Annotated in this window: 22 protein-coding genes and 2 pseudogenes; 16 read left to right on the top strand and 8 right to left on the bottom strand. The window is 65.8% G+C overall.

The genetic code is table 11. The features are described 5' to 3' along the window. Together DIE15_RS34790 and DIE15_RS34795 are read right to left on the bottom strand one after the other, a co-directional pair. Positions 1-888: pseudogene (locus tag DIE15_RS34790) on the bottom strand (virulence factor); the annotation flags it as partial. Continuing rightward, on the bottom strand, positions 885-3,200 hold the full coding sequence (locus DIE15_RS34795; RefSeq protein WP_124835686.1) for a hypothetical protein: 2,316 nt from the start codon (positions 3,198-3,200) through the stop codon (positions 885-887). The gene DIE15_RS34795 and the pseudogene DIE15_RS34790, both read right to left, overlap by 4 nt. Before the next feature lie 565 nt (positions 3,201-3,765). Here DIE15_RS34795 and DIE15_RS34800 point away from each other — a divergent pair. Continuing rightward, positions 3,766-4,149 carry a DUF4148 domain-containing protein gene (locus DIE15_RS34800; protein ID WP_124835687.1) on the top strand — a complete coding sequence of 128 codons (384 nt, stop codon included), beginning with the start codon at positions 3,766-3,768 and terminating at the stop codon, positions 4,147-4,149. 82 nt (positions 4,150-4,231) lie between these two features. Beyond that, complete coding sequence (locus DIE15_RS34805; protein WP_124835698.1) at positions 4,232-5,023, top strand: alpha/beta fold hydrolase; 792 nt, start codon at positions 4,232-4,234, stop codon at positions 5,021-5,023. A gap of 115 nt (positions 5,024-5,138) precedes the next feature. Here DIE15_RS34805 and DIE15_RS37920 read toward each other — a convergent pair whose 3' ends face one another. Then, entirely contained in the window at positions 5,139-5,270 is a 132-nt protein-coding gene (locus DIE15_RS37920) for a hypothetical protein (protein WP_260428430.1), read from the bottom strand. Between the two features lie 223 nt (positions 5,271-5,493). Here DIE15_RS37920 and DIE15_RS34810 point away from each other — a divergent pair, with 223 nt between their 5' ends. The 5 genes from DIE15_RS34810 to DIE15_RS34830 all read left to right on the top strand — a co-directional run bounded on the left by DIE15_RS34810 (position 5,494) and on the right by DIE15_RS34830 (position 10,225). Continuing rightward, positions 5,494-5,964 (top strand): rhodanese-like domain-containing protein, encoded by a 471-nt coding sequence (locus DIE15_RS34810; RefSeq protein ID WP_057925908.1) that lies wholly within the window; start codon positions 5,494-5,496, stop codon positions 5,962-5,964. 28 nt (positions 5,965-5,992) lie between these two features. After that, complete coding sequence (gene epsC, locus DIE15_RS34815; RefSeq protein WP_057925907.1) at positions 5,993-6,952, top strand: serine O-acetyltransferase EpsC; 960 nt, start codon at positions 5,993-5,995, stop codon at positions 6,950-6,952. Further along, positions 6,949-7,170: a helix-turn-helix domain-containing protein gene (locus DIE15_RS34820; protein WP_057925906.1), complete on the top strand. Its 222-nt coding sequence runs from the start codon at positions 6,949-6,951 to the stop codon at positions 7,168-7,170. The genes epsC and DIE15_RS34820 overlap by 4 nt, the downstream gene beginning before the upstream one ends. Before the next feature lie 135 nt (positions 7,171-7,305). Further along, on the top strand, positions 7,306-8,238 hold the full coding sequence (locus DIE15_RS34825) for a family 2A encapsulin nanocompartment shell protein (protein ID WP_124835688.1): 933 nt from the start codon (positions 7,306-7,308) through the stop codon (positions 8,236-8,238). Next, positions 8,213-10,225: a family 2A encapsulin nanocompartment cargo protein cysteine desulfurase gene (locus DIE15_RS34830; RefSeq protein WP_124835689.1), complete on the top strand. Its 2,013-nt coding sequence runs from the start codon at positions 8,213-8,215 to the stop codon at positions 10,223-10,225. The genes DIE15_RS34825 and DIE15_RS34830 overlap by 26 nt, the downstream gene beginning before the upstream one ends. 94 nt (positions 10,226-10,319) lie before the next feature. On the opposite strand, the gene DIE15_RS34835 is transcribed toward DIE15_RS34830, so the two are convergent. After that, positions 10,320-10,934 carry a LysE family translocator gene (locus DIE15_RS34835; RefSeq protein WP_124835690.1) on the bottom strand — a complete coding sequence of 205 codons (615 nt, stop codon included), beginning with the start codon at positions 10,932-10,934 and terminating at the stop codon, positions 10,320-10,322. Positions 10,935-11,162: 228 nt separating this feature from the next. Between DIE15_RS34835 and DIE15_RS34840 the strand changes: the two genes are divergently transcribed. Further along, a complete protein-coding gene (locus DIE15_RS34840) occupies positions 11,163-12,311 on the top strand; it encodes a porin (RefSeq protein ID WP_124835691.1) in 1,149 nt (382 codons plus the stop codon). 110 nt (positions 12,312-12,421) lie between these two features. On the opposite strand, the gene groL is transcribed toward DIE15_RS34840, so the two are convergent. Both groL and DIE15_RS34850 read right to left on the bottom strand, forming a co-directional pair. Further along, positions 12,422-14,062 (bottom strand): chaperonin GroEL, encoded by a 1,641-nt coding sequence (gene groL, locus DIE15_RS34845; protein WP_124835692.1) that lies wholly within the window; start codon positions 14,060-14,062, stop codon positions 12,422-12,424. Positions 14,063-14,074: 12 nt separating this feature from the next. After that, positions 14,075-14,365 (bottom strand): co-chaperone GroES, encoded by a 291-nt coding sequence (locus DIE15_RS34850; protein WP_057925901.1) that lies wholly within the window; start codon positions 14,363-14,365, stop codon positions 14,075-14,077. 145 nt (positions 14,366-14,510) lie between these two features. Here DIE15_RS34850 and DIE15_RS34855 point away from each other — a divergent pair. After that, positions 14,511-15,062, top strand: a pseudogene (locus DIE15_RS34855) (MFS transporter); the annotation flags it as partial. A 45-nt stretch (positions 15,063-15,107) separates the two neighbouring features. Here the strand turns inward: DIE15_RS34855 and DIE15_RS34860 are convergent. Further along, positions 15,108-15,821, bottom strand: a complete 714-nt coding sequence (locus DIE15_RS34860) for a hypothetical protein (RefSeq protein WP_057925899.1) — start codon at positions 15,819-15,821, stop codon at positions 15,108-15,110. Positions 15,822-16,119: 298 nt separating this feature from the next. Between DIE15_RS34860 and DIE15_RS34865 the strand changes: the two genes are divergently transcribed. The 5 genes from DIE15_RS34865 to DIE15_RS34885 all read left to right on the top strand — a co-directional run bounded on the left by DIE15_RS34865 (position 16,120) and on the right by DIE15_RS34885 (position 21,331). Beyond that, positions 16,120-18,069 carry an arylsulfatase gene (locus tag DIE15_RS34865; protein WP_124835693.1) on the top strand — a complete coding sequence of 650 codons (1,950 nt, stop codon included), beginning with the start codon at positions 16,120-16,122 and terminating at the stop codon, positions 18,067-18,069. A 10-nt stretch (positions 18,070-18,079) separates the two neighbouring features. Next, positions 18,080-19,129: a formylglycine-generating enzyme family protein gene (locus DIE15_RS34870; RefSeq protein ID WP_124835694.1), complete on the top strand. Its 1,050-nt coding sequence runs from the start codon at positions 18,080-18,082 to the stop codon at positions 19,127-19,129. A gap of 50 nt (positions 19,130-19,179) precedes the next feature. Next, positions 19,180-19,953 (top strand): MetQ/NlpA family lipoprotein, encoded by a 774-nt coding sequence (locus tag DIE15_RS34875; protein WP_409364329.1) that lies wholly within the window; start codon positions 19,180-19,182, stop codon positions 19,951-19,953. Continuing rightward, a complete protein-coding gene (locus tag DIE15_RS34880; protein WP_124835696.1) occupies positions 19,947-20,939 on the top strand; it encodes a YkgJ family cysteine cluster protein in 993 nt (330 codons plus the stop codon). Before DIE15_RS34875 ends, DIE15_RS34880 begins: the two co-directional genes overlap by 7 nt. A 65-nt stretch (positions 20,940-21,004) precedes the next feature. Continuing rightward, on the top strand, positions 21,005-21,331 hold the full coding sequence (locus DIE15_RS34885; RefSeq protein WP_057925895.1) for an antibiotic biosynthesis monooxygenase: 327 nt from the start codon (positions 21,005-21,007) through the stop codon (positions 21,329-21,331). 62 nt (positions 21,332-21,393) lie between these two features. Here the strand turns inward: DIE15_RS34885 and DIE15_RS34890 are convergent, their stop codons facing one another. Next, complete coding sequence (locus tag DIE15_RS34890; protein WP_057925894.1) at positions 21,394-22,326, bottom strand: LysR family transcriptional regulator; 933 nt, start codon at positions 22,324-22,326, stop codon at positions 21,394-21,396. 205 nt (positions 22,327-22,531) lie between these two features. Here DIE15_RS34890 and DIE15_RS34900 point away from each other — a divergent pair, with 205 nt between their 5' ends. Both DIE15_RS34900 and DIE15_RS34905 read left to right on the top strand, forming a co-directional pair. Next, positions 22,532-23,305, top strand: a complete 774-nt coding sequence (locus DIE15_RS34900) for a putative hydro-lyase (RefSeq protein WP_057925893.1) — start codon at positions 22,532-22,534, stop codon at positions 23,303-23,305. Between the two features lie 216 nt (positions 23,306-23,521). Continuing rightward, positions 23,522-24,826, top strand: a complete 1,305-nt coding sequence (locus DIE15_RS34905; RefSeq protein WP_057925891.1) for an MFS transporter — start codon at positions 23,522-23,524, stop codon at positions 24,824-24,826. Positions 24,827-24,883: the final 57 nt, after the last annotated feature.

The following is a 24,883-nucleotide window of genomic DNA, read 5'->3' on the forward strand; positions in this document are numbered from 1 at the left end:
GATCTGTGCGTCGGTAGGCGGGAAGTTCGGTGCGTCCCAGTTCATCGCCCACACGGTCTTGTCGGGGTTTGCCTGCAGGTAGTCCAATGCCTTGTTCAGCGACGTAAAGCCGGTATTCGCGCCGCCTTGCGTGATCTGAACATCAGGGGGCGTATCGCGGCTCCAAAGCGTCTTGGGCGACGGTGGGCCGATCTCGAAGCATTCGACAAATTCATTGGTCAAGTACGTCTTCGCCTCGATAGGATCAAGCCTCGGAGGTAACGCGAGCTCGATATGAATTCCGGCAAGCTCGCGCCAATCTTTGGCGTTCTCGGATTTCACGGTGTAGAAATAGCGCGCGTTCGCGAAGTAGCGAGAACGCATCAACACGAAAAACTTGTTCACGTACTTGTGATAGAAGCCCTTGAATGTTTCCTCGCCATCGTTCCCGTAAACCAATGCTCCAATGGACCGAAGCGACGAATATTTCTCGGGCTTCGTACGCACCATGTCATCATTCTTGTTCGGTGAAGCGAGCCGTTGCGCCCACAACAACTGCCATTCGATCGGGTAGTCCATGCGTTGTAATGGATTCAACCACATCAGGCCGACAACCTGGGCTACGAATGGCTTGACCGGTTCTTCGACTGCCGACGCTGCATTCCCTTCAAGCTCGCGGGGGGAGGCAGCTTGTGCTGGACGCATGATGGCGGTGGTGAACAGAAACACCACAAGTGCAGTCAAACCGGGTACCAAAACGAATCGTTTCATCCAATCTCCTATTTCCAAATGTGCCGGGTCGGGTTGTTCTACGTGCGCCATCAGCGTGGCCATGAGCACGGTGGTGATCAACCATGTCGAAACAGCGATGGCGACGCGTCGCGGCAACGTGGCGATCAGTGCCTTCATACGAAACCCCCGGCCTTCAGATAGAACTCGTCTTCACGTTTGTCCGTGATCGCCTCGGGAATATTTCCTTCGCTATTCTTGGCATGTACCCATTCGTGCATCGACATTCGATCAAACGTTCCATATTTAAAGTACTTGGCGTAGTTCTTGTTCGGGTTGGTATCTGGAATGCCGTCCCCCATCCGCCAATCCGCCTCGACGCGTAGGGCTTTGATCTGCTTCTCCGTCAGGTAGCACAGGCCCACAGCAACGTCATACGCAAGCGCCTTCTCGGCGTGCTCAGGATTGGTCATCGTCGTGGAATGGTTGGTCGGACTATTGGTCGAACCACGGTCGAGCCAATCGACAATCTGCTTGTCGCGCCATTCCTTGTAGCCTTCCGGCATCGCGCTTTTTCCGTCCTCGCCGAGTACGTGGCCGTCGCTATCGAGCCATTCCGTGTTCAGCGTTCGACGCGCCTCCATCCGCATCAGCGCGCGATCCTCATAACGCTGCCCGGCCTCGGTTTCCGCAGTACCTTGCGCTGCACTATCTGCGTTCTTTGCCTTGTACTGGTCGTAGGGATCGTCGGCCCGCTTATCTGCATCGGCCTTGCTCGCATCGCGCCATGCGGCTGGCGGGTCGTTACCTTCGTTGAAGTCGCTTACCGCGTCACCGTCCTTTGTTTCGACCGGCTTACCGAATCGCAACGACTTCGGCGGGAACGGATCATCAAGTGCCGGAGCATCCGCCACCACGGTCCAGCCCTTCGGCGGATCGGCGTTCACGCGGAGCATGTTCAGCGCCGAACTGATTCCGGTCACGACGAACATGAGCGGCGCAGTCACAAGCGTCGCCGCCATCCCGAGAACAGATTCATTCCCTTTGATCGCGCCAATGAGATTGAACTTGGCGGGCGGCGATGGCGGATACCAGAAGCCCGGTTTCGTTCCTTGCTTGCCATGCCGCCAGTCGTCTTCCCAATACCGGTAGGGCTTCTGCACGCCGACTGGAAAGCCGGATGCGAACACCCGCTGCGTCAGGATGCCTGCCGCACCGATATCGTCGAGTTCGTGCTTGCTGATCCCGCGCCAGCCGATACCTTGAACCGTCACCGCCGAAATCACCTGATCGTGCGGACAGCAATACGCGGTGACGCGTCCATATGTCGACCCATTCAAGCCGTGCCGAGCGCGATCCTCTTGCGTCGCATAAGACCGGTTGCTGGTCGGCGATATCCGCTTGTTTTCCATGTCTTCATCGATCTTGTCGGCGGGCAGTTCGTGTGTTTTGCGAGCGCCGATGATCGATAGAAACTTGCCGAACGTTTTGGTACGCGCCGTATAGGTCTGCCGTCCGCGCTGACCGCTCGCATCTTTCGTCGCGCGTTGCGACCATGTATCCATGAATGTGTCGGATTTGTACGGGCCGTCCGCATTCGCCAGGCTATAAGGCGCATTCGCCAGCACGTAGGCGTCCGCCACGCAATGGCCGGTGCTCCCCCACGGATCTTCGACATCAGGGAAGGCGTCGCCGAAGAAAGCCGCTGTCAGGCCGACGATGTTGCCTTGGCTGTGACACACAACAGTAATGGGTACATCGGCCTGCATGCGGCGAATCGATTCGATCAGCCTGGCGAGGCGCAACGCAGCGAGCACGCCATACGCGCGTGGCGGCGCGCGGTAAAGCGGACGGTTGGTCGGGTTGATGCCTTGCACGGTCATCCATCCCATCGTTCGATCGTCCAGACCGCCGTGCCAGAGATCGGGCAGGCTTGCACAGCCGTTCGTGAACGGGCCGCCGCCCCAATAGTCCTTCTCGTTCAGAAAGATCTTGTCGCCGTATTCCTTCAGTTCGGCCGCCGTTGCCCGATAGCCCCATCGGAAATGAATCACGGGCGAAAACGAAGGGTCCGGCTTGATGTAGTCGCCGGACCAAAGCTTCGGATTCAAGAACCCATCCGGCGTCACGCTTTCCGTGTACTTCGCGGGCGTCAACTGCCCGGCGTCGATGCCGTGATACATCATTTGATCGTTCAGACGCCCGAGCCGGCGATTCAGGCCTTTGCACAGCCCATCCTCCGTCGCATCGAACCATTCGCCTTCGGAGTTGACTCCATGAACGAAGATCACAATGCCGGGCAAGGGCAATTGCCTGATGCAGATAAGTGGTGTGTTCTTCGTGAACATCGTCATCCCTTCAACACGACCGACGACGATCGGCGGCGGTTCGGGGCGCGGTGCAGCCGCATCAGGTGATGTATCGACTTTCGCACCGGGGCCGTCGGTGCGCGCATCCGCAACCGGTCGCGAATCGACAAATGAATCTGTCATCCAAACTCCTGAACATCCAAGACACGTTCCCCCGGTATCGGACGATCACGAAGAAAATCGATAAGTATCCGAATCAATGGAGAACAGAAGCAAGGCGGCAAGCATATCGAACGAGCGCGCGTGGCAAGCGCCTATGTCGGGAAAATGCGCGCCGAGCGCGATGGCGACGAACGCAAATTGTCAGAATGTGTTTCAAGGCGAACATCCGTCGCGTTGCTTCATCGCTCAAAAAGCGATGCGGAAGCAGGCTGTCTTCCAAGCCATCGCGGCGCTCGGCCCGTCATCCGGCGATGTAGCCGTCTGACGCGCTGCATACGACATTGCGTCTGTATCTGTCCACGATTAATTCGCTAGCGTCCGTATCTACGTAGCGCGACCGACGAGTTTGTATCGCACTGTATCTATCGCCGCTTCGGAAACATCGGATTGCACTGAAGCCAGGATTCGGAAACATGCCGGATACGTGAGCGGGTTCTACTGTCGACATGCAGGAAACGTTCGATGCCAGCCATCTGGATCGAATGCCGAATGATCGACAGACCCACTTCCTTCAAGGAGAACACTCATGAAAGCCGCTCGAATCCTCGCCGTTGCCGTCCTCGCCGCCATCCCCGCATTGTCGTTCGCCGATACCGGCCACGGCCTCACGCGTGCCGAAGTGCGTGCCGACCTCATCCGGCTCGAGAAGGCCGGCTACAGCCCGGCGAGCAGCGAAGCGCATTACCCGGACGATATCGCCGCCGCGCAGAACGCCGTCGCCGCCGCACAGCAGGTCGCGCGTTCCGACCAGAACGGCCCGTCGAAGTCGCAGGGCGACAACGTCGCCGCCACATCGGCACCGGCTGCCCGCGTCACCGCCGCCGACACGCACGCTGCACGGAACGAACGAAACGCACAAAGCGCACAAAACGCGCGCACGGACGCCGACGATCTGTACGCGCATTCGTGATCCGTTGCCGCGCCTGCTGCAGGCTGGCGCGACCGCATCACACACACCTCACATGAACAACACGATGGAAAGGAGCATGACGATGGTCGGTTTGACGAAACGGGTTCTGGTGTCCGCGGCGGTGCTCGGCGGGCTGTTCGGTGCGGTCGCGGCGCAGGCGGCGACGAAGGACGACCTGAAGGGAACGAACGTCGTGCTGGTGCACGGTGCGTTTGCCGACGGGTCGAGCTGGAATCGCGTCATTCCGCTGCTCGAGGCGCGCGGCCTGCATGTCGTATCGGTGCAGAACCCGCTGAGCTCGCTCGCCGACGATACGGCCGCGACGAAGCGCGCGATCGACGCGCAGAAGGGGCCTGTCGTGCTGGTCGGTCATTCGTGGGCCGGTGTCGTGATCAGCGATGCGGGCAACGACGACAAGGTGAAGTCGCTCGTCTACGTCGCCGCGTTCGCACCGGACAACGGCCAGTCGATCGCCGACGTCACGCAGGGGCTGCCGGCGCCGGCGTGGGCCGGCGAGCTGCGCAAGGACGCAGGCGGTTTCGCGACGCTGTCGGACAAGGCGATCGCGCAGGATTTCGCGCCGGACCTGCCGCCCGCGCAGCAGCGCGTCGTCGCGGCGACACAAGGGCCGTGGTACGGTGGCTGCATTTCGGAGAAGGTCGCGCAGGCCGCGTGGCATGCGAAGCCGTCGTCGTTCGTCGTCGCGACGCAGGACCGGATGATTGATCCGAAGCTGCAGGAGGCGATGGCGAAGCGGATCGGCGCGACGGTCACGCACGTGAACGGCAGCCATGTCGCGATGCTGAGCCAGCCGAAAGCCGTGGCCGACGCGATCATCGCGGCCGCGGAACGTGCGAAGCAGGATCCGCAGTGAGTGAAGCGACGGCGATCCGCTCGTTTGATGGGGTGACAGGCGTGATGCGTCGGCACCGCGCCGCGCCCGCCGGCCATGGTTCATCGATTCATCGAACCATCGAACCATCGAACCATCAACGCGCGCCATTCGACCCGGCGCGCGATTCCATTCCGGATTCCATGACACCGTGCAGCACCACGCGTGCCGCACCGTTCTTGAGTTCGCTGCCCCCTGATTCTTTCAGAAAACCTTCGATGCGTGACATCGAACGGCCACCTGCTCACATCCCCGGCAAGAATCCGCACCGATAGCGCACGCCTCTGCTATTGCATTTCGCGCGCCGCTGATTAGGAAATGAATTTTTATTGGTTCTGCTTCCCCGACCGCGCTCGCATAGTGGGGCTGACGGCTATAGACAGCACGCAAGCTGCACCGGCCGCATTCCCGGCGTTGTTGATCATACGAATCTGCGAGAACAAGGAAGCGTGATGACGTTTGCATTGGAAGAAGAAACGGCCGCCCGGCAGGCGCTCGAAGGCACCCGCGCGGCGGCCGCATCGGCGGGTACGCCTTACGCAGGCGGCGTGGCACCGGAAACCGCATGGGCGCTGTTCTCAGCCGGCGACGCGTTGCTGGTCGACGTGCGCACGGCGGAAGAACGGAAATTCGTCGGCCACGTGCCGGAGTCGCTGCATGTGCCGTGGGCGACCGGCACGAGCCTGACGCGCAACCCGCGCTTCGTGCGCGAACTGGAAGCGAGGACCGGCAAGGACGCGGTGGTGCTGTTGCTCTGCCGCAGCGGCAATCGCTCCGCGCAGGCGGCCGAGGCCGCGACCAAAGGCGGCTTCACGCAGGTATTCAACGTGCTCGAAGGATTCGAGGGCGACCTCGACGAGCAGCAGCATCGCGGCAGCCGGAACGGCTGGCGCCATCGCGGCCTGCCGTGGGCGCAGGACTGAGTCACGGCCGTTACGGGGAGAAGTCAGCATGGCCGCATTCGACATCGACGACATTGTTCAGTCGCTACAGACCGTGCGCCGCGCGTGGCGCGAGAAGCAGCGGCGCTCGCTCGAACCGGGCGGGCGCGACCTGCCGGCGCGCGAGGCGCTCGCACAGATCATCGGCGCGCTGAAGGGCGTGCTGTTCCCGATGCGGCTCGGGCCGCCCGACCTGCGACAGGAGAGCGAGAACTTCTATGTGGCCCATGCGCTCGACGCGGCGCTGAACGCGCTGCTTGCGCAGGTGACGCTCGAACTGCGCTACGCGGCGCGGCAACGCAACGCCGACGCGCAGATCGACGAAGTGGCCTCCACTGCCGTGCAGGCGTTCGCCACACGCCTGCCCGACATTCGCCGGCTGCTCGACAGCGACGTGCTGGCCGCATTCCATGGCGATCCGGCGGCCGGCAGCGTAGACGAAGTGCTGCTCTGCTATCCCGGCATCCTCGCGATGATCCACCACCGGCTCGCGCACGAGTTGTACCGGCTCGGGTTGCCGCTGCTCGCGCGGATCATCGCCGAGCAGGCGCACGCGGAAACCGGCATCGACATTCATCCGGGCGCGCGCATCGGCGGCGGCTTCTTCATCGACCACGGCACGGGTGTCGTGATCGGCGAGACGGCGATCATCGGCGAGCGCGTGCGCGTGTACCAGGCCGTCACGCTCGGCGCGAAGCGCTTCCCGCGCGATGCGGCCGGCCATCTGGAGAAGGGGCTCGCACGTCATCCTATCGTCGAGGACGACGTCGTGATCTATGCAGGCGCGACGATCCTCGGCCGCGTGACGATCGGCCGCGGCGCAGTGATCGGCGGCAACGTGTGGCTCACGCAGGACGTGCCGGCTGGCGCGAACGTCACGCAGGCCGTGCTGCGCAGCGAGGCGAATACCGTGCCGCGCACGCGGAGCGAGCCGGCCGAACCGGTGCCCGACACACAGGTGACCACATGAGCGACCTGATCCAGCACTTCGGCGCCAACGTGCGCAAGCTGCGCGAAGCGCGCACGTGGTCGCAGGAGCAGCTCGCCGAACACGCGGGTCTGAATCGCTCGTATGTCGGCGAGATCGAGCGCGGCGAGGCGATCGCGTCGATCGTCACCGCCGACAAGATCGCGCGCGCGTTCGACGTGTCGATCTCGATGCTGTTGCCCGGCGTATACGTGACCTGACGTATCCCGCCTCTTTTCCCGTTCGGTTGTGCCGTGTGACGGCTATAGCATGTTGAGCCGGCAGGTGCGTGCTTCCGATAATCACCAAGCGTCATAAGCAATCCCGTTTTTCATCTTAAGAACCCGGAGCCACACATGTCGACCGTTGCAAGCGGCACGGCCGCGCTGAGCGATCACGCCGCCCGCCAACTAGCGAACGCTACCAAGACCGTCCCGCAGCTTTCCACGATTACGCCGCGCTGGCTGACCCATCTGCTGCAGTGGGTGCCGGTCGAGGCCGGCATCTATCGCCTGAACCAGGTGAAGAATCCGGAAGCCGTGCGCGCCGCGTGCACGCAGCTCGAGGACGAAAGCGTGCTGCCGCAGACCTTCGTGCCGTACGAGGAACAGCCGCGCGAGTATTTCCTGAACGCGGTGAGCACGGTGCTCGACGTGCATACGCGGATCTCCGATCTCTACAGCAGTCCTCATGACCAGATCAAGGAACAGCTGCGCCTGACGATCGAGACGATCAAGGAGCTGCAGGAAAGCCAGCTGATCAACAACCCGGACTACGGGCTGCTCGCGAACGTGACCGACGAACAGCGGATCTTCCCGCTGACCGGCGCGCCGACGCCTGACGATCTCGACGAGCTGCTGACCAAGGTGTGGAAGGAACCTGCGTTCTTCCTCGCGCACCCGCTCGCGATCGCCGCGTTCGGCCGCGAATGCACGCGACGCGGCGTGCCGCCGCCGACGGTCAGCCTGTTCGGCTCGCAGTTCCTCACGTGGCGCGGCATTCCGCTGATCCCGTCGGACAAGGTGCCCGTCGCGGACGGCAAGACCAAGATCCTGCTGCTGCGCGTCGGCGACAAGCGCCAGGGCGTCGTCGGCCTCTATCAGCCGGGCGTCGCGGGTGAGCAGGGGCCGGGCTTGTCGGTGCGCTTCATGGGGATCAACAACCAGGCGATCGCGTCGTACCTGATCTCGCTGTATTGCTCGCTCGCGGTCCACTCGTCGGATGCGCTGGCTGTCCTCGATGACGTCGAAATCGCCAAGTACCATGACTATCCCGACACCTACCGTTAATCCCGGCTCGACCAGCAGCGACGCGCTCGCGTTGCCGCACGCGCCGCTGCCGGCCGGCTTGCCGGATCCGGCGGCGCTCGCGCGGCTAGCGTCCGAGTTCTTCGCGACACCCCCCGGGCAGGCCACCGCGCCCGGCCTGTCGGCAGGCAGCGGGGCGGCCGGCGGCGTGCCGTCGGCGTTGCCGGCTGCGGCACCGATCCTCGCGTCGGTGAGCAATCCGGCGCCGGCCGGCTCGCCGCTCGCCGGGCCGGGCGGCACGGGCACCGGCGTGCCGGGCCTTGCGCTGCCGCAAGGCAAGGCGCCTGGTGCGAACCTCGCGCCGTCCGCGCCGACGCACGTGCTGTCGCTGGGAAACCGCGTGCCCGCGCTCGCGCCGCATGCGGCCGCGCAGAACGGGCTGCCCGACAACGCGGTGTCGATCGCGCCCGCGTTCGAGCCGCGCGTCGGCGGCGCGGCGCTCGGTGTGCCGCAGGCGAATGCGGCGGTGTCGGAGCGTGCGGTGAAGGCCGCGCCGGCCGCATCGCCGTATTACTTCACCGACGGTTCGCTGCAGGGCTGGCAGGCGACGCCGCAGGACATCGTCGTGCCGCCGAACGGCCTCGCGTCGCCGGAAGCGTTCGGGTTGCCGGGCGACGATGCGTTGCGCGACCTGCTTGCCGTGCATCGCGACGTGCCGGTGTCGCGTGCATCGGGCGCGGACGTGCCGCGTTACTTCATCGACGATGCGCATGCCGCGGAGCCGCAGGGCAACCTGCCTCGCGGCGCGCATCCACCGTTCGATGTGAACGCGATCCGTCGCGACTTCCCGATCCTGCAGGAGCGCGTAAACGGCAAGCAACTCGTCTGGTTCGACAACGCGGCGACGACGCACAAGCCGCAGGCCGTGATCGATCGTCTCGCGTATTTCTATGCGCACGAGAACTCGAACATTCACCGCGCGGCGCATGCGCTGGCAGGCCGCGCGACGGATGCTTACGAGCATGCGCGCGACACCGTGCGACGCTTCATCGGCGCCTCTTCGCCGGACGAGATCGTGTTCGTGCGCGGCACGACCGAGGCGATCAACCTGATCGCGAAGACGTGGGGCGTGCAGAACGTCGGCGAAGGCGACGAGATCGTCGTGTCGCATCTCGAGCATCACGCGAACATCGTGCCGTGGCAGCAGCTCGCGGCGCTCAAGGGCGCGAAGCTGCGCGTGATTCCGGTCGACGATTCGGGGCAGGTGCTGCTTGACGAATACCGGAAGCTGCTCAACGATCGCACGAAGATCGTGTCCGTCACGCAGGTGTCGAATGCGCTCGGCACCGTCGTGCCGGTGAAGGAGATCGTCGAGCTCGCGCATCGTGCGGGGGCGAAGGCGCTCGTCGACGGCGCGCAGTCGATCTCGCACATGCGCGTGGACGTGCAGGCGCTCGATGCGGACTTCTTCGTGTTCTCCGGGCACAAGATCTATGGGCCGACCGGGATCGGCGTCGTGTACGGCAAGCGCGCGATCCTCGACGACATGCCGCCCTGGCAGGGCGGCGGCAACATGATCGCGGACGTGACGTTCGAGCGCACGGTATTCCAGCCGCCGCCGAACCGCTTCGAGGCCGGTACCGGCAACATCGCGGATGCGGTGGGGCTGGGCGCCGCGCTCGACTACGTGAGCCGGGTCGGCATCGAGAACATCGCGCGCTACGAACACGATCTGCTCGCGTATGCGACGCGCGTGCTCGCGCCGGTGCCGGGCGTGCGACTCGTCGGCACCGCGCGCGACAAGGCGAGCGTGCTGTCGTTCGTGCTGAAGGGCTATGAGACGGAAGAGGTCGGACAGGCGCTGAACGAAGAGGGTATCGCGGTGCGCTCGGGGCATCACTGCGCGCAGCCGATCCTGCGGCGCTTCGGGCTCGAGGCGACAGTGCGGCCGTCGCTGGCGTTCTACAACACGTGCGATGAAGTCGATGCGCTCGTGAGCGTCGTGAGAAGGCTGGCCGCGCGGCGCTGAGGCATGCAGTCTGCGAGAAGGCCGCTTGTGACTCCCGGCAACGGGAAGTCGCAAGCGGCCTTTTTCGTGTGGCGATGCGGGAACGTGGCGCCGCTCAACGTCCCGCGAGCATCCGTCCGCCGAGCCCCATCAACAAGAGCCCGGCCGTCGTATCGAGTACGGCCTTGCGCCGGATCAGCAACCGGCGCACCGACGGGTGCGACGCGAGCAGCGCCATCGCGCAGTACCACGCGCCCGAGATCCCGATCGACAATGCGACGACCGTCAGATCGAACCATGCCGGTGCGTGAGCCGGTACCATCAGCGCGAAGATACTGCCGTAGAACGCGACGGCTTTCGGGTTCGTCATGCTGACCACATAGCCTTTCTTCGCGGCGTGCCAGCCGCAGGACACGGCCGGCGCGGAAGCGCTCAGCGGCTTGCGCGCGGTCAGCAGCATTTTCAGGCCGAGCCAGATCAGGTAGGTGGCGCCCGCCAGCCGCAGTGCGGTGTGTACCCAGGCGACGTGGGTCACAAGCAGGCTCAGTCCGGCAATCGCGATCGCGGCCCAGGTGCCCGATGCGGCGGCGAGGCCGAGCCCGGTCATCACGCCGGCGCGGCGCTGCGCGACCGCGGTCGACGTGACGATCACGAAGTTCGGGCCCGGGCTGGCCACGCTGAGCAGCAGGACGCCGGCGAGGGGCAGCAACGTGTTGATGGTGGTCGACATGGCGGCGGGCGGCGAAGCGGGAGGGCTTTCATCTTACCCGAGCGCGATGCGCGGCCGCAGCACGGCCGCGACCGCGACCGCGATTGTTGACGATGCTGGAAAGGTCCAATCCAGAAGCGGCAATAGGTGCCGCGAATATGGCCGATTATTCTCCCGGTCGCAGTAACGGCATCCGCCAGCGAATGCTGTCGGACTGCTTACAAAATCAATCGCTCAGGGAGGCCTTTCATGACACGTATCGTCGTCACCGGTGGTATCGGCGCCGTTCTCGCCGTTGCAGCATCGTCCGCGTTCGCGCAGAGCTCCGTTACGCTGTACGGCCTCGTCGATACGGCGATCCGTTATCAGACGAACGCCGGTCCCGACGGCAAGGATCTGATCGGGATGACGGTCGGACCGGAAACGCACAGCCGCTGGGGCTTGCGCGGCAGCGAGGATCTCGGCGGGGGGCTGTCGGCGATCTTCCGTCTCGAAAACGGTTTCGAGCTCGGCGACGGCAAGCTGCACGTCGCGAACACGCTGTTCAGCCGGCAGGCATACGTTGGCCTGTCGAGCAACCGGTACGGCACGCTGACGTTCGGCAACCAATACGCGCCGCTGTACGACACGATGGGCGACGTGTTCGATCCGATGACCGTCGGCGACTACTGGCAGGATAGCTGGGCGTACAACGGCATCGGCAACTACCTGACGGTGCCGAACTCCGTGAAGTACAACTTCTCGTACAACGGGTTCAGCGTCGATGCGATCTACGGGTTCGGCAATCATGCCGGTGCGATGGGCCTCGACAGTACGTACGGCGTGGAGCTGACCTACGCGCGAGGGCCCGCATCGATCAACGCAGGCTTCCAGCAGACCTCGGTGTCGTCCGTGAACGGCAGTGCGGTCAACGGCGCGAAGGTGAGCTTCCTGCATGTAAGCGGGGCATATCGGGTCACGCCGTCCGTCCGCCTGCTCGCCGGCTGGCTGCACGGCCAGGACAAGACGGGCACGACGGATTTCAACATGCAGCAGGCCGGCGCGCCGACGCTGGTCGGCGGCAGCCCGAATCGCATCGACGATACGTTCTACGTCGGTGCGAACTGGCAGGCCACCACGCCGTTGCTGATCACGGTGGCCGGCTATTACGGCCACGCGCGCAACGCGCAGCGGCTCGATGGCACGCTCGGCTCCGGGATCAACTACTCGGCGACCGTACTGGCCGAATACGCGCTGTCGAAGCATACCGAGGTATATGGCACGGTGGATTTCGCACGCGGCAACGGGGCGTTCGCCGCCGACTATCCGGGTGCCACCAACCCGCTCACGGGCAAGGTCGACCAGATCGGCCGGACCAACAACGTCGGGGCCGCGATCGGCCTGCGCCAGATGTTCTGATGGCGGCGCGCGCGGCGGTCGCGAACAAAAAACGCGTGGCGACTGGTGCCGCCACGCGTCGTGGGTACAGCATGCGGTCGCCCGGCTCGGGCGGGCCACATTGACTGGCGTCAGAAATCGAACCCTGGCCCGCCTGCACCCGGGCCGCCCTGCACCGTGGCTGGCGCCGCATCCTTCGGCGCTTCGAACACGGTCGCATCGGTCGTCAGCAATAGCCCCGCGACCGACGCCGCGTTCTGCAGCGCGGTGCGCGTGACCTTGGTCGGATCGAGCACGCCCGATTCGACGAGGTCGCCGTATTCACCGGTCTGCGCGTTGTAGCCGAAGTTGCCCACGCCTTCCGCGACCTTCGCGACGACCACGCTCGCTTCCTCGCCCGCATTGGTGACGATCTGGCGCAGCGGTTCCTCTAGTGCGCGCAGCACGATCTTGATGCCCGCGTCCTGGTCGGCGTTTGCGCCCTTCAGTTCGCGGATCGCCTGCCGCACGCGGATCAACGCGACGCCGCCGCCAGGCACGATGCCTTCCTCGACAGCCGCGCGCGTCGCGTGCAGCGCGTCGTCGACGCGGTCCTTCTTCTCCTTCACTTCGATTTCGGTCGCGCCGCCGACCTTGATCACCGCGACGCCGCCCGCAAGCTTGGCCACGCGCTCCTGCAGCTTTTCGCGATCGTAGTCGGAGGTGGCTTCTTCGATCTGCACGCGGATCTGCTTCACGCGCGCCTCGATGTTCTTCGCGTCGCCCGCGCCGTCGATCACAGTCGTGTTTTCCTTGCCGACCTCGATGCGCTTCGCCTGGCCGAGTTCGGCGAGCGTTGCCTTCTCGAGCGTGAGGCCTGTTTCCTCGGCGACGACCTGCCCGCCGGTCAGGATCGCGATGTCCTCGAGCAGCGCCTTGCGGCGATCGCCGAAGCCCGGCGCCTTCACCGCGACCGTCTTCAGGATGCCGCGAATGTTGTTCACGACCAGCGTCGCAAGTGCTTCGCCTTCGACGTCCTCCGCGATGATCAGGAGCGGCCGGCCCGACTTCGCGACCTGTTCGAGCACCGGCAGCAGGTCGCGGATGTTCGAGATCTTCTTGTCGTGCAGCAGGATGTACGGGTTCTCAATCTCGGCGATCTGCTTGTCCGCGTTGTTGATGAAATACGGCGACAGGTAGCCGCGATCGAACTGCAGCCCTTCGACGACGTCGAGCTCGTCGGCGAGCGACTTACCGTCCTCGACGGTGATTACGCCTTCCTTGCCGACGCGGTCGATCGCCTCGGCGATGCGCTGGCCGATCGACTCTTCGCCGTTCGCCGAGATCGTCGCGACCTGTGCGATTTCCTTGCTGGTGGTGGTCGGCTTGCTGATCTTCTTCAGCGCGTCGACGGCCGACGCGACGGCCTTGTCGATCCCGCGCTTCAGGTCGAGCGGATTGAGCCCGGCCGCGACGTATTTCTGGCCTTCGCGCACGATCGCCTGAGCGAGCACGGTGGCTGTCGTCGTGCCGTCGCCGGCGGCATCGCTGGTGCGCGATGCGACTTCCTTCACGAGCTGCGCGCCGACGTTCTGCAGCTTGTCCGCGAGTTCGATTTCCTTCGCGACCGACACGCCGTCCTTCGTGACGACGGGCGCGCCGAAGCTGCGTTCGAGCACGACGTTGCGGCCCTTCGGCCCGAGCGTGACCTTCACCGCGTTCGCGAGAATGTTGACGCCTTCGGTCAGCTTCGCACGCGCGACGTCGCTGAAAATGATTTCCTTCGCTGCCATGATTGCACTCCGTTATTGATTGACGACCGCGACGATGTCTTCCTCACGCAGCACGAGGAATTCGTTGCCGTCCACCTTGACGGCCTGGCCTGCATACTTGCCGAACAACACGCGTTCGCCGACCCGCAGGTCGGGCACGATGCGCTGGCCGTCCGCGTCCTTGCGGCCGGGGCCGACGGCGATCACTTCGCCCTGGTCGGGTTTTTCAGCGGCGCTGTCGGGGATCACGATGCCCGAGGCGGTGGTGGTTTCCTGGTCGAGTCGCTTCACGATGACCCGGTCGTGCAAGGGGCGTAGGCTCATCTTTCCGTCCTGTTCTGTTGCGTCGAAATTGGCTGGCACGCTTCATCAGAGAGTGCTGACGAGTATAAAAACGCGCGGCGACGCGATCCAATAACGGATTCGGAAAAGCATTTGCGTGGATGCGCTATGGATGGGGAACGAGGCGGGGCTGTTGCAGGCCTTCGGCACGATAGGCCTCACGCTGTTTCTGCCGCTGCTGGTGAAGAGCCTGTCGGGGCAATCGAGCTTCGCGGTCGGCAGCCTGTCCGCACTGCCGTTCCTGATCGCGTGCATCGCGATGTATCTGAATGGCCGGCATTCGGACCTCGGCGGCGAACGCGCGCTGCATCTCGGCGTGCCGATGCTGCTGGCCGGCGCGTTGCTGACCGGTGCGATCTATACGCCCGCGCTGCCCGTTGCATACGCATTGCTCGTGTTCGCGGTCGGGTTCAACTGGGCCGCGACGCCGGTGTTCTGGGCCGTGACGACCGAATACGTGTCAGGCCTCACGGCCGCCGCGTCGATCGCGCTGATCAACGCGGTCGCGAACATCGCGGGGCTGGCGCTGCCGCCGGTGATGGGACACATCAAGGACGTGACGCATTCGTACGATCTCGCGCTGCTGCTGGTCGCCGTGGCGCTGCTCGTCGGCGGCGTCCTCGGGTTGCGGATTGCCTCGCGGCGGGCGATGCCGCTGGCCGCGCGGCGTGCCGGATGAGCACGCCAGCTGCGCGGTTGCGCACGGCCCGCCGTGCCGACTACGTCAAGCATGCTTGGCCGCCTTCGCCATCGTTCGATGCAGCAGCACGAGCTCGATGAGTTCAACCTGATAGACGTAGCGCGACTGGACCACCTTCAACGCCATCGAGCCGACGGACAGCCCGAAGACCAATGCAATGCCCCATACGATGGCGGTATTCAGGAAATTTCCGGAAACGAATCCGCTTGTCAGCGTACTCTGCAACCACGGCAAGCCACCGGCGTCCTTGATGTTCGAGAGCGTCACGGCAAGCAGCGCATAGGCGGCCGTTCCGCCGCCGAAGAACGACACGGCGCGCGCGTCGAGGCGCTTCACCTTGAGTTGCAGGACGTGCCGCGCATACTCGAGCGTGCTGTCGTCGTAGCCGGCCAGCAGCAGTGCATGCTTCTCGTCGGTCTCCACCTCGCGCGTGATGGTGTTCAGCGTTTCCGATTTCCAGCGAAACATCTGGACGATGCCGGCGACGGGTTCGACGATGAGGGAGAGCAGGCTGAACAAGACCGTCAGTACGTAGAACACGATGGCGACGTGCTGCTGCCACGGTGCCGGGGCCGCCTTGTGCCAGAGCGCCAATGCGCCGAGCAGCACGAAGCAGACGCCGCCTCCCGCGAGCAGAAGTCGCGCCGCTTTGCGTGCCCGCTCCATCGACAGGCCTTTTGCGGGGCGGTAGGGTTCGCAGGTCGATAGCACTTTCAGTACGTCGGTGATTTTTGACATCGGGTCTCCAGAGGGCATTGGGTGATCGGGATGCTTCCGCTCGCCGTGTTTGCGACGCGCATCATGCGAGGTGCGGTTCGAGCGCGATACGGTTGCTCGCTTTCGTCGCGGCGTGCGACGGGATTATGCGTCGCGGCTTCCGTCATTCATCTCGAAATTGGGGCGGCCCGATGCAGAGGGACGCCATCGAGCCCGCGAGCATATTCCCGCACCCCGTTAGCATGTGACGAATCCGACTTTGGGCGCCGCGCGGGCGCCGCTAAGATCGTCGATCCCGTAGATCGAGCGATCCACAACAATGAAAAAGTCCGCTTCGCCGTTGCTTGCCTTCCGTTTCCGTGTAGTGTGCGCCGCGATCGCCGGTGCGATGTCGCTGGCATCGTGCGGCGGCGTCGACAGCGATCCGCCGCCGCAGGCCGGTACGACGCCCGAAGTCAGGCATCCGAACATCCTGTACATCATGGCCGACGATCTCGGCTACTCCGATATCCATGCGTTCGGTGGCGAGATCCACACGCCGAACCTCGACGCGCTCGTCGCATCGGGCCGGATCCTGTCGAACCATCACACCGGTACGGTGTGCGCGATCACCCGCGCGATGCTGATTTCCGGCACCGATCATCACCTGGTCGGCGAGGGCACGATGGGGGTGCCGACCGACGAGCGGCGCGGGCTGCCGGGCTACGAGGGCTATCTGAACGACCGCGCGCTGTCGTTCGCACAACTTCTGAAGGACGCCGGCTATCACACGTACATCGCGGGCAAGTGGCACATCGGCTCGGGGATCGTCGGCAGCACGACGGGCAGCGGGCAGACGCCGGATCAATGGGGCTTCGAGCACAGCTACGTGCTGCTCGGCGGCGCGGCGACGAACCACTTCGCGCACGAGCCGGCCGGCTCGTCGAACTACACGGAAGACGGTCGCTACGTGCAGCCAGGCCAGCCCGGACAGCCGGGCGGTACGGGCGGCAACCCGGCCGTGTTCTATTCGACGGATTTCTACACGCAGAAGCTGATCTCGTACATCGATTCGAACAAGCAGGATGGCAAACCGTTCTTTGCCTACGCGGCATACACGTCGCCGCACTGGCCGCTGCAGGTGCCGGACCCGTGGCTGCATAAATACGCGGGCGTGTACGACGCCGGCTACGACGCGATCCGCAACGCACGGATCGCGCGGCAGAAGGCGCTCGGCCTGATTCCCGCCGACTTCAAGCCGTTCGACGGCCTGCCCGAAACGACGACGGCGTCGCCGGCGACGGCGAATGACGGCACCGCGAGCGCGAAGTACGTCAGTGCCGTGCATTCGGCCGCCGACGGCTACAGCGACTACGGCGCCGGCAAGGTCGACAAGCTATGGGCGAGCCTGAGCCCGGCCGAGCGCAAGGCACAGGCGCGCTACATGGAGATCTATGCGGGGATGGTCGAGAACCTCGACTACAACATCGGCCTGCTGATCCAGCACCTGAAGGACATCGGCGAATACGACAACACGTTCATCATGTTCCAGTCGGACAACGGCGCGGAAGGCTGGCCGATCGACTCCGGCGCGGACCCGACGGCGACCGACACCGCGAACGGGCAGGAGCCGATCTATTCGGCGCTCGGCACCGACAACGGCAAGCAGAACGCGCAGCGGCTGCAATACGGGCTGCGCTGGGCCGAGGTGAGCGCGACGCCGTTCCGGCTCACGAAGGGCTATTCGGCCGAAGGCGGCGTGTCGACGCCGACGATCGTGCGGTTGGCCGGCCAGACGCAGCAGTTGCCGACGCTGCGCGCGTTCACGCACGTGACCGACAACACGGCGACCTTCCTCGCGGTCGCGGGCGTCACGCCGCCGTCGCAGCCGGCGCCGCCGCTCGTGAACACGCTGACGGGTGTCGACCAGAACAAGGGCAAGGTCGTCTACAACAACCGCTACGTATATCCGGTGACGGGCCAGTCGTTGCTGCCGGTGCTCACCGGCTCGGCGACGGGCGAAGTGCATACGGCGCCGTTCGGTGACGAAGCGTATGGCCGCGCGTACCTGCGCAGCGCCGACGGTCGTTGGAAGGCGTTGTGGACCGAGCCGCCGCTCGGGCCGCTCGATGGCCACTGGCAACTGTACGACCTCGCGGCGGATCGCGGCGAGACGACCGACGTGTCCGCGCAGAACCCGTCGGTGATCAGCACGTTGGTCGACCAGTGGAAGGCCTACATGAGCAACGTCGGCGGCGTGGAACCGCTGCGTCCGCGCGGCTACTACTGAGGACGGCACGATGCGGTTCCGCTTCTGGACGCTCGGCGCGGCGCTCGCGGCCACGCTGTTCGCCGCCGCGTTTGCCGCCGGCTATGCGAGCCCGTCGGCGTCGCACGCCGGGGCCTTCGACGACGCGAATCGCGGCCGCACGCTCGCGCCGCTCGGCACGGAGCGGCAGTGCGAGCGCTACTCGGGCCTGCCCGCGCAGTGGCGCGACGACCCGAAGGCCGGGATGGTGCACCTGAGCGGCGGCGCGTTCGTGTTCGGCAGCACGCGCGGCTATGCGGACGAGCGTCCGGTCGGCGACGGCAAGACGCGCGTCGGCGGCTTCTGGATCGACCAGACCGACGTGACGATCGCGCAGTTCGCCGCGTTCGTGCAGGCGACCGGCTATGTGACCGAGGCCGAGCAGCAGGGCGGCGCGGCGGTGTTTCATGTGCCGACGCGCGACGAGCTGAATGCACGCGACCTTGCATGGTGGACGTGGGTGAAAGGCGCGTCCTGGCGCACGCCGCGCGGCCCCGGCAGCAACGTCGACGGGCTCGGCAACCTGCCCGTGACGCTCGTCACGCAGCGCGATGCGCTCGCATACGCCCACTGGCTCGGCCGTGACCTGCCGACCGAAGCCGAATGGGAATACGCGGGCAAGGCCGGCCGCGACGACGCGTCGATCGATACGGCGCCGCGCGACGCGAATGGCAAGCCGGCCGCGAACTACTGGCAGGGCGCGTTTCCGGTGCTCGACACGGCCGAGGACGGCCATGCGGGACTGGCGCCGGTCGGCTGCTACGCGGCGAACGGCTTTCGCCTCTACGACATGATCGGCAACGCATGGGAATGGACGAAGGATGCCTACACGGGGCCGCACCAGTCGCATACGAACGGCGATACGGCGGCCGTCGCACCGCCGACGCGCCGGCACGACACGCCAATGGTGATCAAGGGCGGCTCGTTCCTGTGCTCGCGCGATTACTGCGTACGCTATCGCGCGTCGTCGCGCGAACAGCAGGAAGCCGATCTCGGCGCGTCGCATATCGGGTTTCGCACGATTCTGAGGGATGCGTCATGAAGCGCGCGGGGCGGATCGTTGCCGCAGGGTTGATCATTGCGTGCGGCGTCATGCATCCGGCGTGGGCCGCGGCCGCGGAATTCGCCGCGCCAGCTGCGCCCGCCGCGCCGGCGGTGCGCGTCGGCGTGACGCGCGGCGTGCATGCGGTAATCCTCGACGAGGTGAAACGCGTCGCTGCCGCGCGCGGGCTGGCTGTCGACGTCGTCGAATTCGACGACGCATCGCGCATCGATACCGCGCTCGCCGATGGCAGCATCGACGCGGCGAGCTTCGAGGATGCCCAGCGCCTGAGCGCCACGCGCGCGGCGAAAGGCTATGCGCTGAGCGCCGTCGCGCCGACCGTCACGCTGCCGATGGCGCTTTATTCGCGCAAGCTGAAGAACCTGAACGAACTGCAGCCCGGCGCGACGGTCGCGATCCCGTCCGATCCGCGCGGGATGGCGCGCGCGCTCGTGCTGCTGCAGAACGACACGCTGGTGACGCTGCGCGAACAGGCCGGCCTGCATGCGACGCTGCACGACGTGACCGGCAACCGGCTCGCGCTGAAATTCGTTGCGCTGCGCCGCGACCGGCTTCGTGCGGCGCTCGACTCGACCGCGTTCGTCGCGATCGACAGTGACGACGCCACGCGCATGGGCCTTCAACCGGCGCGCGACAGCATCAATCTCGAGGACGCACGCTCGCCGTATGCGAACGTGCTGACCGTGCGCGACGCCGACCGTGCGAAGCCGTGGGTCGCGCAACTCGTCGCCGCATATCACTCGGACGACGTCGCGCATTTCATCCTGACGCGCTACCAGGACTCGGTGCGACGGCCGTGGTAGACGACTACCGCCTCGCGTGCAATGCATGCGGCCGCTGCTGCAACAGCGCGCCGACGCTGTCGTTGCGCGAACTGTTCCGGCATCGGAACCGCTTCGTCGGCGCGCTGACGATCCATCGCGTGCCGAAGTGGCGGGTCGGTGAACGAACGCGCATGGCCGGACACGAGCAGGCGCTCGACGCGAACGACGTCGCGGCCGCCGATGCGCTGGCCGACCGACTGTTCCATCGCAGCGTCGTGAATGGCGAATGGCTCGCACTGACGCTGCAAGGCTACGACTATCCGTCGCTGGGCCGGTGCGCGGCGTTGGCGGACGACGGCCGTTGCGGCGTGCACGCGAACAAGCCGTCGATCTGCGGCGCGGTGCCGCTCGATCCGATGCTGCCGGACCGGTTGCAATCTCGTGTACTCGCCGGGCGGCGCGCGGAGACGGCGTGGCTGGGTGCGAATTGCATCGTCGGCGCGGACGACGTTACGGCTTCGGTCGAGACGACGCCGGCGATACCGCTGGTCACGGCAGGGCAGGTCGCCGACCGCGCGGCGCTCGACACGTTTCGCGAGGCGCTCGTGTTCGAGCGCGCGGTGTGGCGCGATGCGGTGTTCGCATCGCTGATCGACGGCGGCCCGCACGTACGCGCCGCATTGGCGCGACTTGCGCCCGGCGGCTACCTGACGATGTCGATCGTGCCGGTGTTATTTGCGGTCGCGTCGATCTCCGCTCGGTGCCGCATGCTGTGCGTCGACTTCATCGACGCGCAGCGCGCGTTGATCGACGCACGCATCGAAGCGGCACTCGCGCGCCGGCGTCTCGACGACCGGCCGGCGACACGCGAGTTGCGCGGTTTCGCGGAGGCACTCGAACGCGCGCGACACGCGCTTGCCGCGATGCCGGCAACCATGGCAACTGCGACAAACACGCAGGCCGACGCCCCATCCATCGACGCGTGGCTCGCCGATCGACCCGACCCCGTCGAGAGCACCGCGTGACGACAGCGACCCGCCACGCGTGCCTTACACTTGGCGCTCTTTCATTCGTCTCCGACGGAGCGCGCATGTACGCATCGACCTTCATTTTTCGCGCCGGGCAATACGACGACGAATTCCACCGCCTCGACCGGCAGATCGCCGACATGGCGCGCGCGACGCCCGGCTACCTCGGTGAGGAGACGTGGGAGAACGCCGAGGCCGGGCTGATCCAGAACGTCTACTACTGGGAATCGGAGGCGGCGCTGCAGCAGTTGATCCAGCATCCCGCGCATCTGGAAGCGAAGGCGAAGCAGGCGCGCTGGCTGGACGGTTATCGCGTGGTGATCTCGCAGGTGCTGCGCGAGTATGGCGACGGCAAGCTCGGTCAGCCGCATGCGGGGCTGCACGCGTAAGACGATCGCCGAATCGGCGCTTCACGCGCCGTGGGTGAACTGCCCGGCAGCCGCGTACCGCATCAAAGTGCCTCGACCAGCAGCCGGTTGCTCTTCTCGCAATACTCGTGACACGCGACGCGCGCGGCGATCGACGCGCCGTGCACGAACTTCGGCGCGTCGGCCCGGCGCGACATCGACACGACGATCGACGGCGGCGACGGCTGCAGCGGCAGCTCGACGACCTCGCCGCTCGCGATCAGCGCATCGACGAACAACACCGGAATCGCAGCGACGCCGAAGCCGTCGCGCACGAGTTGCACGATCACCGAGATCGACGGCGAGCCGGTGATGCGCGTTTCCGACAGCGGCACGCCGTGCGCGTGCGCGAGCGTGCGCACGATGTCCTCGAGCGCACGGTGCGGCGCGGTACCGCGCCCGTAGGTCAGGATCGGCTGGCGCAGCACCTGCCGCGCGAGGCCCGTGCGCGTGGTCGGCAGCAGCCCGGCGCGCGCGATCCAGCGCACCGGATAGTTCGCGAGCGCGTCGCAGACGACCGACGCTTCGTCGCTGCCTTCCACCCGAATGATCAGGTCGAGCTCGCCGGCCATCAGCCGGCGCTGCAGCACGACGCTTACGTCGACGGTCAGGTCGATCTCCAGTTGCGGATAGTCGGCGGCGAGGCGGCGCAGGTAATGCGGCAGCCAGCTGTGCACGACCGTCTCGATCACGCCGAGCCGCAGCTTGCCGCGCAGCGCGCTTTCGCCGGCCGCGGCGGCCTGCAACTCGTGCGTCGCCTCGACGACGGCCTTCGCATAGCCGAGCAGGTACTCGCCGTTCGGCGTGAGCCGGAACTCGCGGCTGTCGCGATCGACCAGCACGGTCTGCAATTCATCTTCGAGCGCCTTCAGGCGCTGCGAGATCGCGGCCGGCGTCGCGTGCAGCGCGGCGGCCGTCGTGCGGAAGTTGCGCAGCTTCGCGAGCGTGACGAAGGTTTCGAGAAAACGCGTGTTCATGGCGATCGGACGGACGTTGGACGCGCAGCTTGCCGGTGAAGAAAAGTGAACGGGACCGGGGAAAACCCCGAGATCCGTTAAGAAATTCTATACACCAGACGCAAAAAAACTCGTTGGCGACAAAATTTTTTCTTTTCTATTCTTCGCCGTATCCGCTGACGCAACCCCGTCATCCCGACGACATCCCGATCTGCCATCGAACATCATGACGCCTTCCGAATTCCGCCAGTCCGTACGCAACGGCACGTTCCGCAGCCCGACGGCCGGCCAGTGCGGCCCGTTCGCGCAAGCGAATCTCGCGATCCTGCCGAACGCGTACGCGCACGATTTCCTGCGCTTCTGCCAGGCGAACCCGAAGGCGTGCCCGCTGCTGGGCGTCGGCGAACCGGGCGCGTTCCGGCTCGACGTGCTCGGCGAGGATCTCGACATCCGTACCGACGTGCCGAGCTACAACGTATACCGCGACGGCCACCTGACCGAGCGGGTCGAATCGCTCGAGGCGCTGTGGCGCGACGATTTCGTGGTGTTCGCGATCGGCTGCTCGTTCTCGTTCGAGGACATGCTGGCACGTGAAGGAATAGGGTTGCGCCACATCGAGGAGGGGCGCAACGTGCCGATGTACCGCACGTCGATTCCGAACCGCCGCGCGGGGATTTTCGGCGGCCAGCTGGTCGTGTCGATGCGGCCGCTGCGCGGCGCCGACGCGATCCGCGCGGTGCAGATCACGAGCCGGTTCCCGGGCGTGCACGGCGCGCCGGTCCATATCGGCCATCCTGAAGCACTGGGCATCGCCGATCTCGGCGCGCCCGATTTCGGCGACGCGGTGACCGTGCGTGACGGCGAGCTGCCGGTGTTCTGGGCGTGCGGGGTGACGCCGCAAACCGCGCTGATGGAAGCGAAGCTGCCGCTCGCGATCGCGCATACGCCCGGCTACATGCTGATGACCGACATCACGAACGCGTCGCTGGCCGTGTTCTGACCCGACCGATGCCGGCGGCCTGCACGGCCGCCGGTCCGGCCCCGACGCGGCGGTACGCCGCGCCGCAGAGGATCCGCCCGGCCGGAGGGCGGCGCGCAGCCGCGGCGTAATGATCGCGACGCACGCTCGACACGCACGACACGCACGACACGCACGACCCGCACCGCAGGTACGACGAACACGGTTTCGACCGAACATTTCGACAGGAGCTTCACCATGGAAAGCAAGACTCTCGCGGCGCCCGCCGCCGATCCCGCGGGCCCCGCACGCAGCGGCCTGTTCGGGTGGTATGCGGACGCGCAGCCGCGCGAACGCCGCGCGTTCTGGAGCTGCAAGGTCGGCTACATGCTCGACGGGATGGACACGCAGATGCTGTCGTTCGTGATCCCGACGCTCGTCGCGACCTGGGGCATCTCGCTCGCGGACGCCGGCTTTATCGGCACGATGACGCTGCTCGCGTCGGCGCTTGGCGGCTGGATCGCGGGCATCCTGTCCGACCGGATTGGGCGCGTGCGCACGCTGCAGCTGACCGTGCTGTGGTTCGCGGTGTTCACCGCATTGTGCGGGCTCGCGCAGAGCTACCACCAGCTGCTCGCGGCGCGCGCGCTGATGGGCTTCGGCTTCGGCGGTGAATGGACGGCCGGCGCGGTGCTGATCGGCGAGGTGATCCGCGCACGCGATCGCGGCAAGGCGGTCGGCCTCGTGCAGTCGGGCTGGGCGATCGGCTGGGGGCTGTCGGCGCTGCTGTATGCGCTGCTGTTCTCGGTGCTGCCGGCCGAACAGGCATGGCGCGCGCTGTTTCTCGTCGGCCTCGCGCCGGCGCTGCTGGTGGTCGTGATCCGCCGCTACGTGAAGGAACCTGACGTCTACGAGAAGGAGAAGGCCACACAGGCCAACGTGGCCGACGCGCCGCGCTTCACCGAAATCTTCGCGCCGAAGCTGCTGTCGACGACGCTGCGCGCGGCGCTGCTGACGACCGGTGCGCAGGGCGGCTACTACGCGATCACGACCTGGCTGCCGACGTTCCTCAAGACCGAGCGGCACCTGACCGTGATGGGCACGGGCGGCTACCTCGCGACGATCATCGTCGGCTCGTGGGTTGGCTACCTGACGAGCGCGTACTTGACCGACCGCCTTGGCCGCAAGCCGAACTTCATCCTGTTCGCGCTCGGCTCGATGGTGATCGCGTTCGCCTATACGTCGCCGGCGCTGAACCTCACGAACGCGTCGATGCTGTGGCTCGGCTTTCCGCTCGGGTTCTTCGCATCGGGCATCTTCTCCGGGATGGGCGCGTTCCTCACCGAGCTGTTCCCGACGCGAGTGCGCGGCTCGGGGCAGGGCTTCTGCTACAACGTGGGCCGCGCGGTCGGCGCCCTGTTTCCGTTCCTGATCGGCGCGCTGTCGAAGCACTACGGGCTCGGCGCGAGCATCGGGATCTTCGCGGTCGCCGCCTACGGCGTGATGATCGTCGCCGCGCTGACGCTGCCCGAGACGCGCGGCCGCGAACTCGACGCCGCGTAAGCGGGCACCCGCCCGCCGCCTGACCTCTCCCTTTTGATCGAAGCCCTCACGCGGCGC

Source organism: Burkholderia sp. Bp9031 (genome assembly GCF_003857965.1).
Lineage (GTDB): Bacteria > Pseudomonadota > Gammaproteobacteria > Burkholderiales > Burkholderiaceae > Burkholderia > Burkholderia ambifaria_A.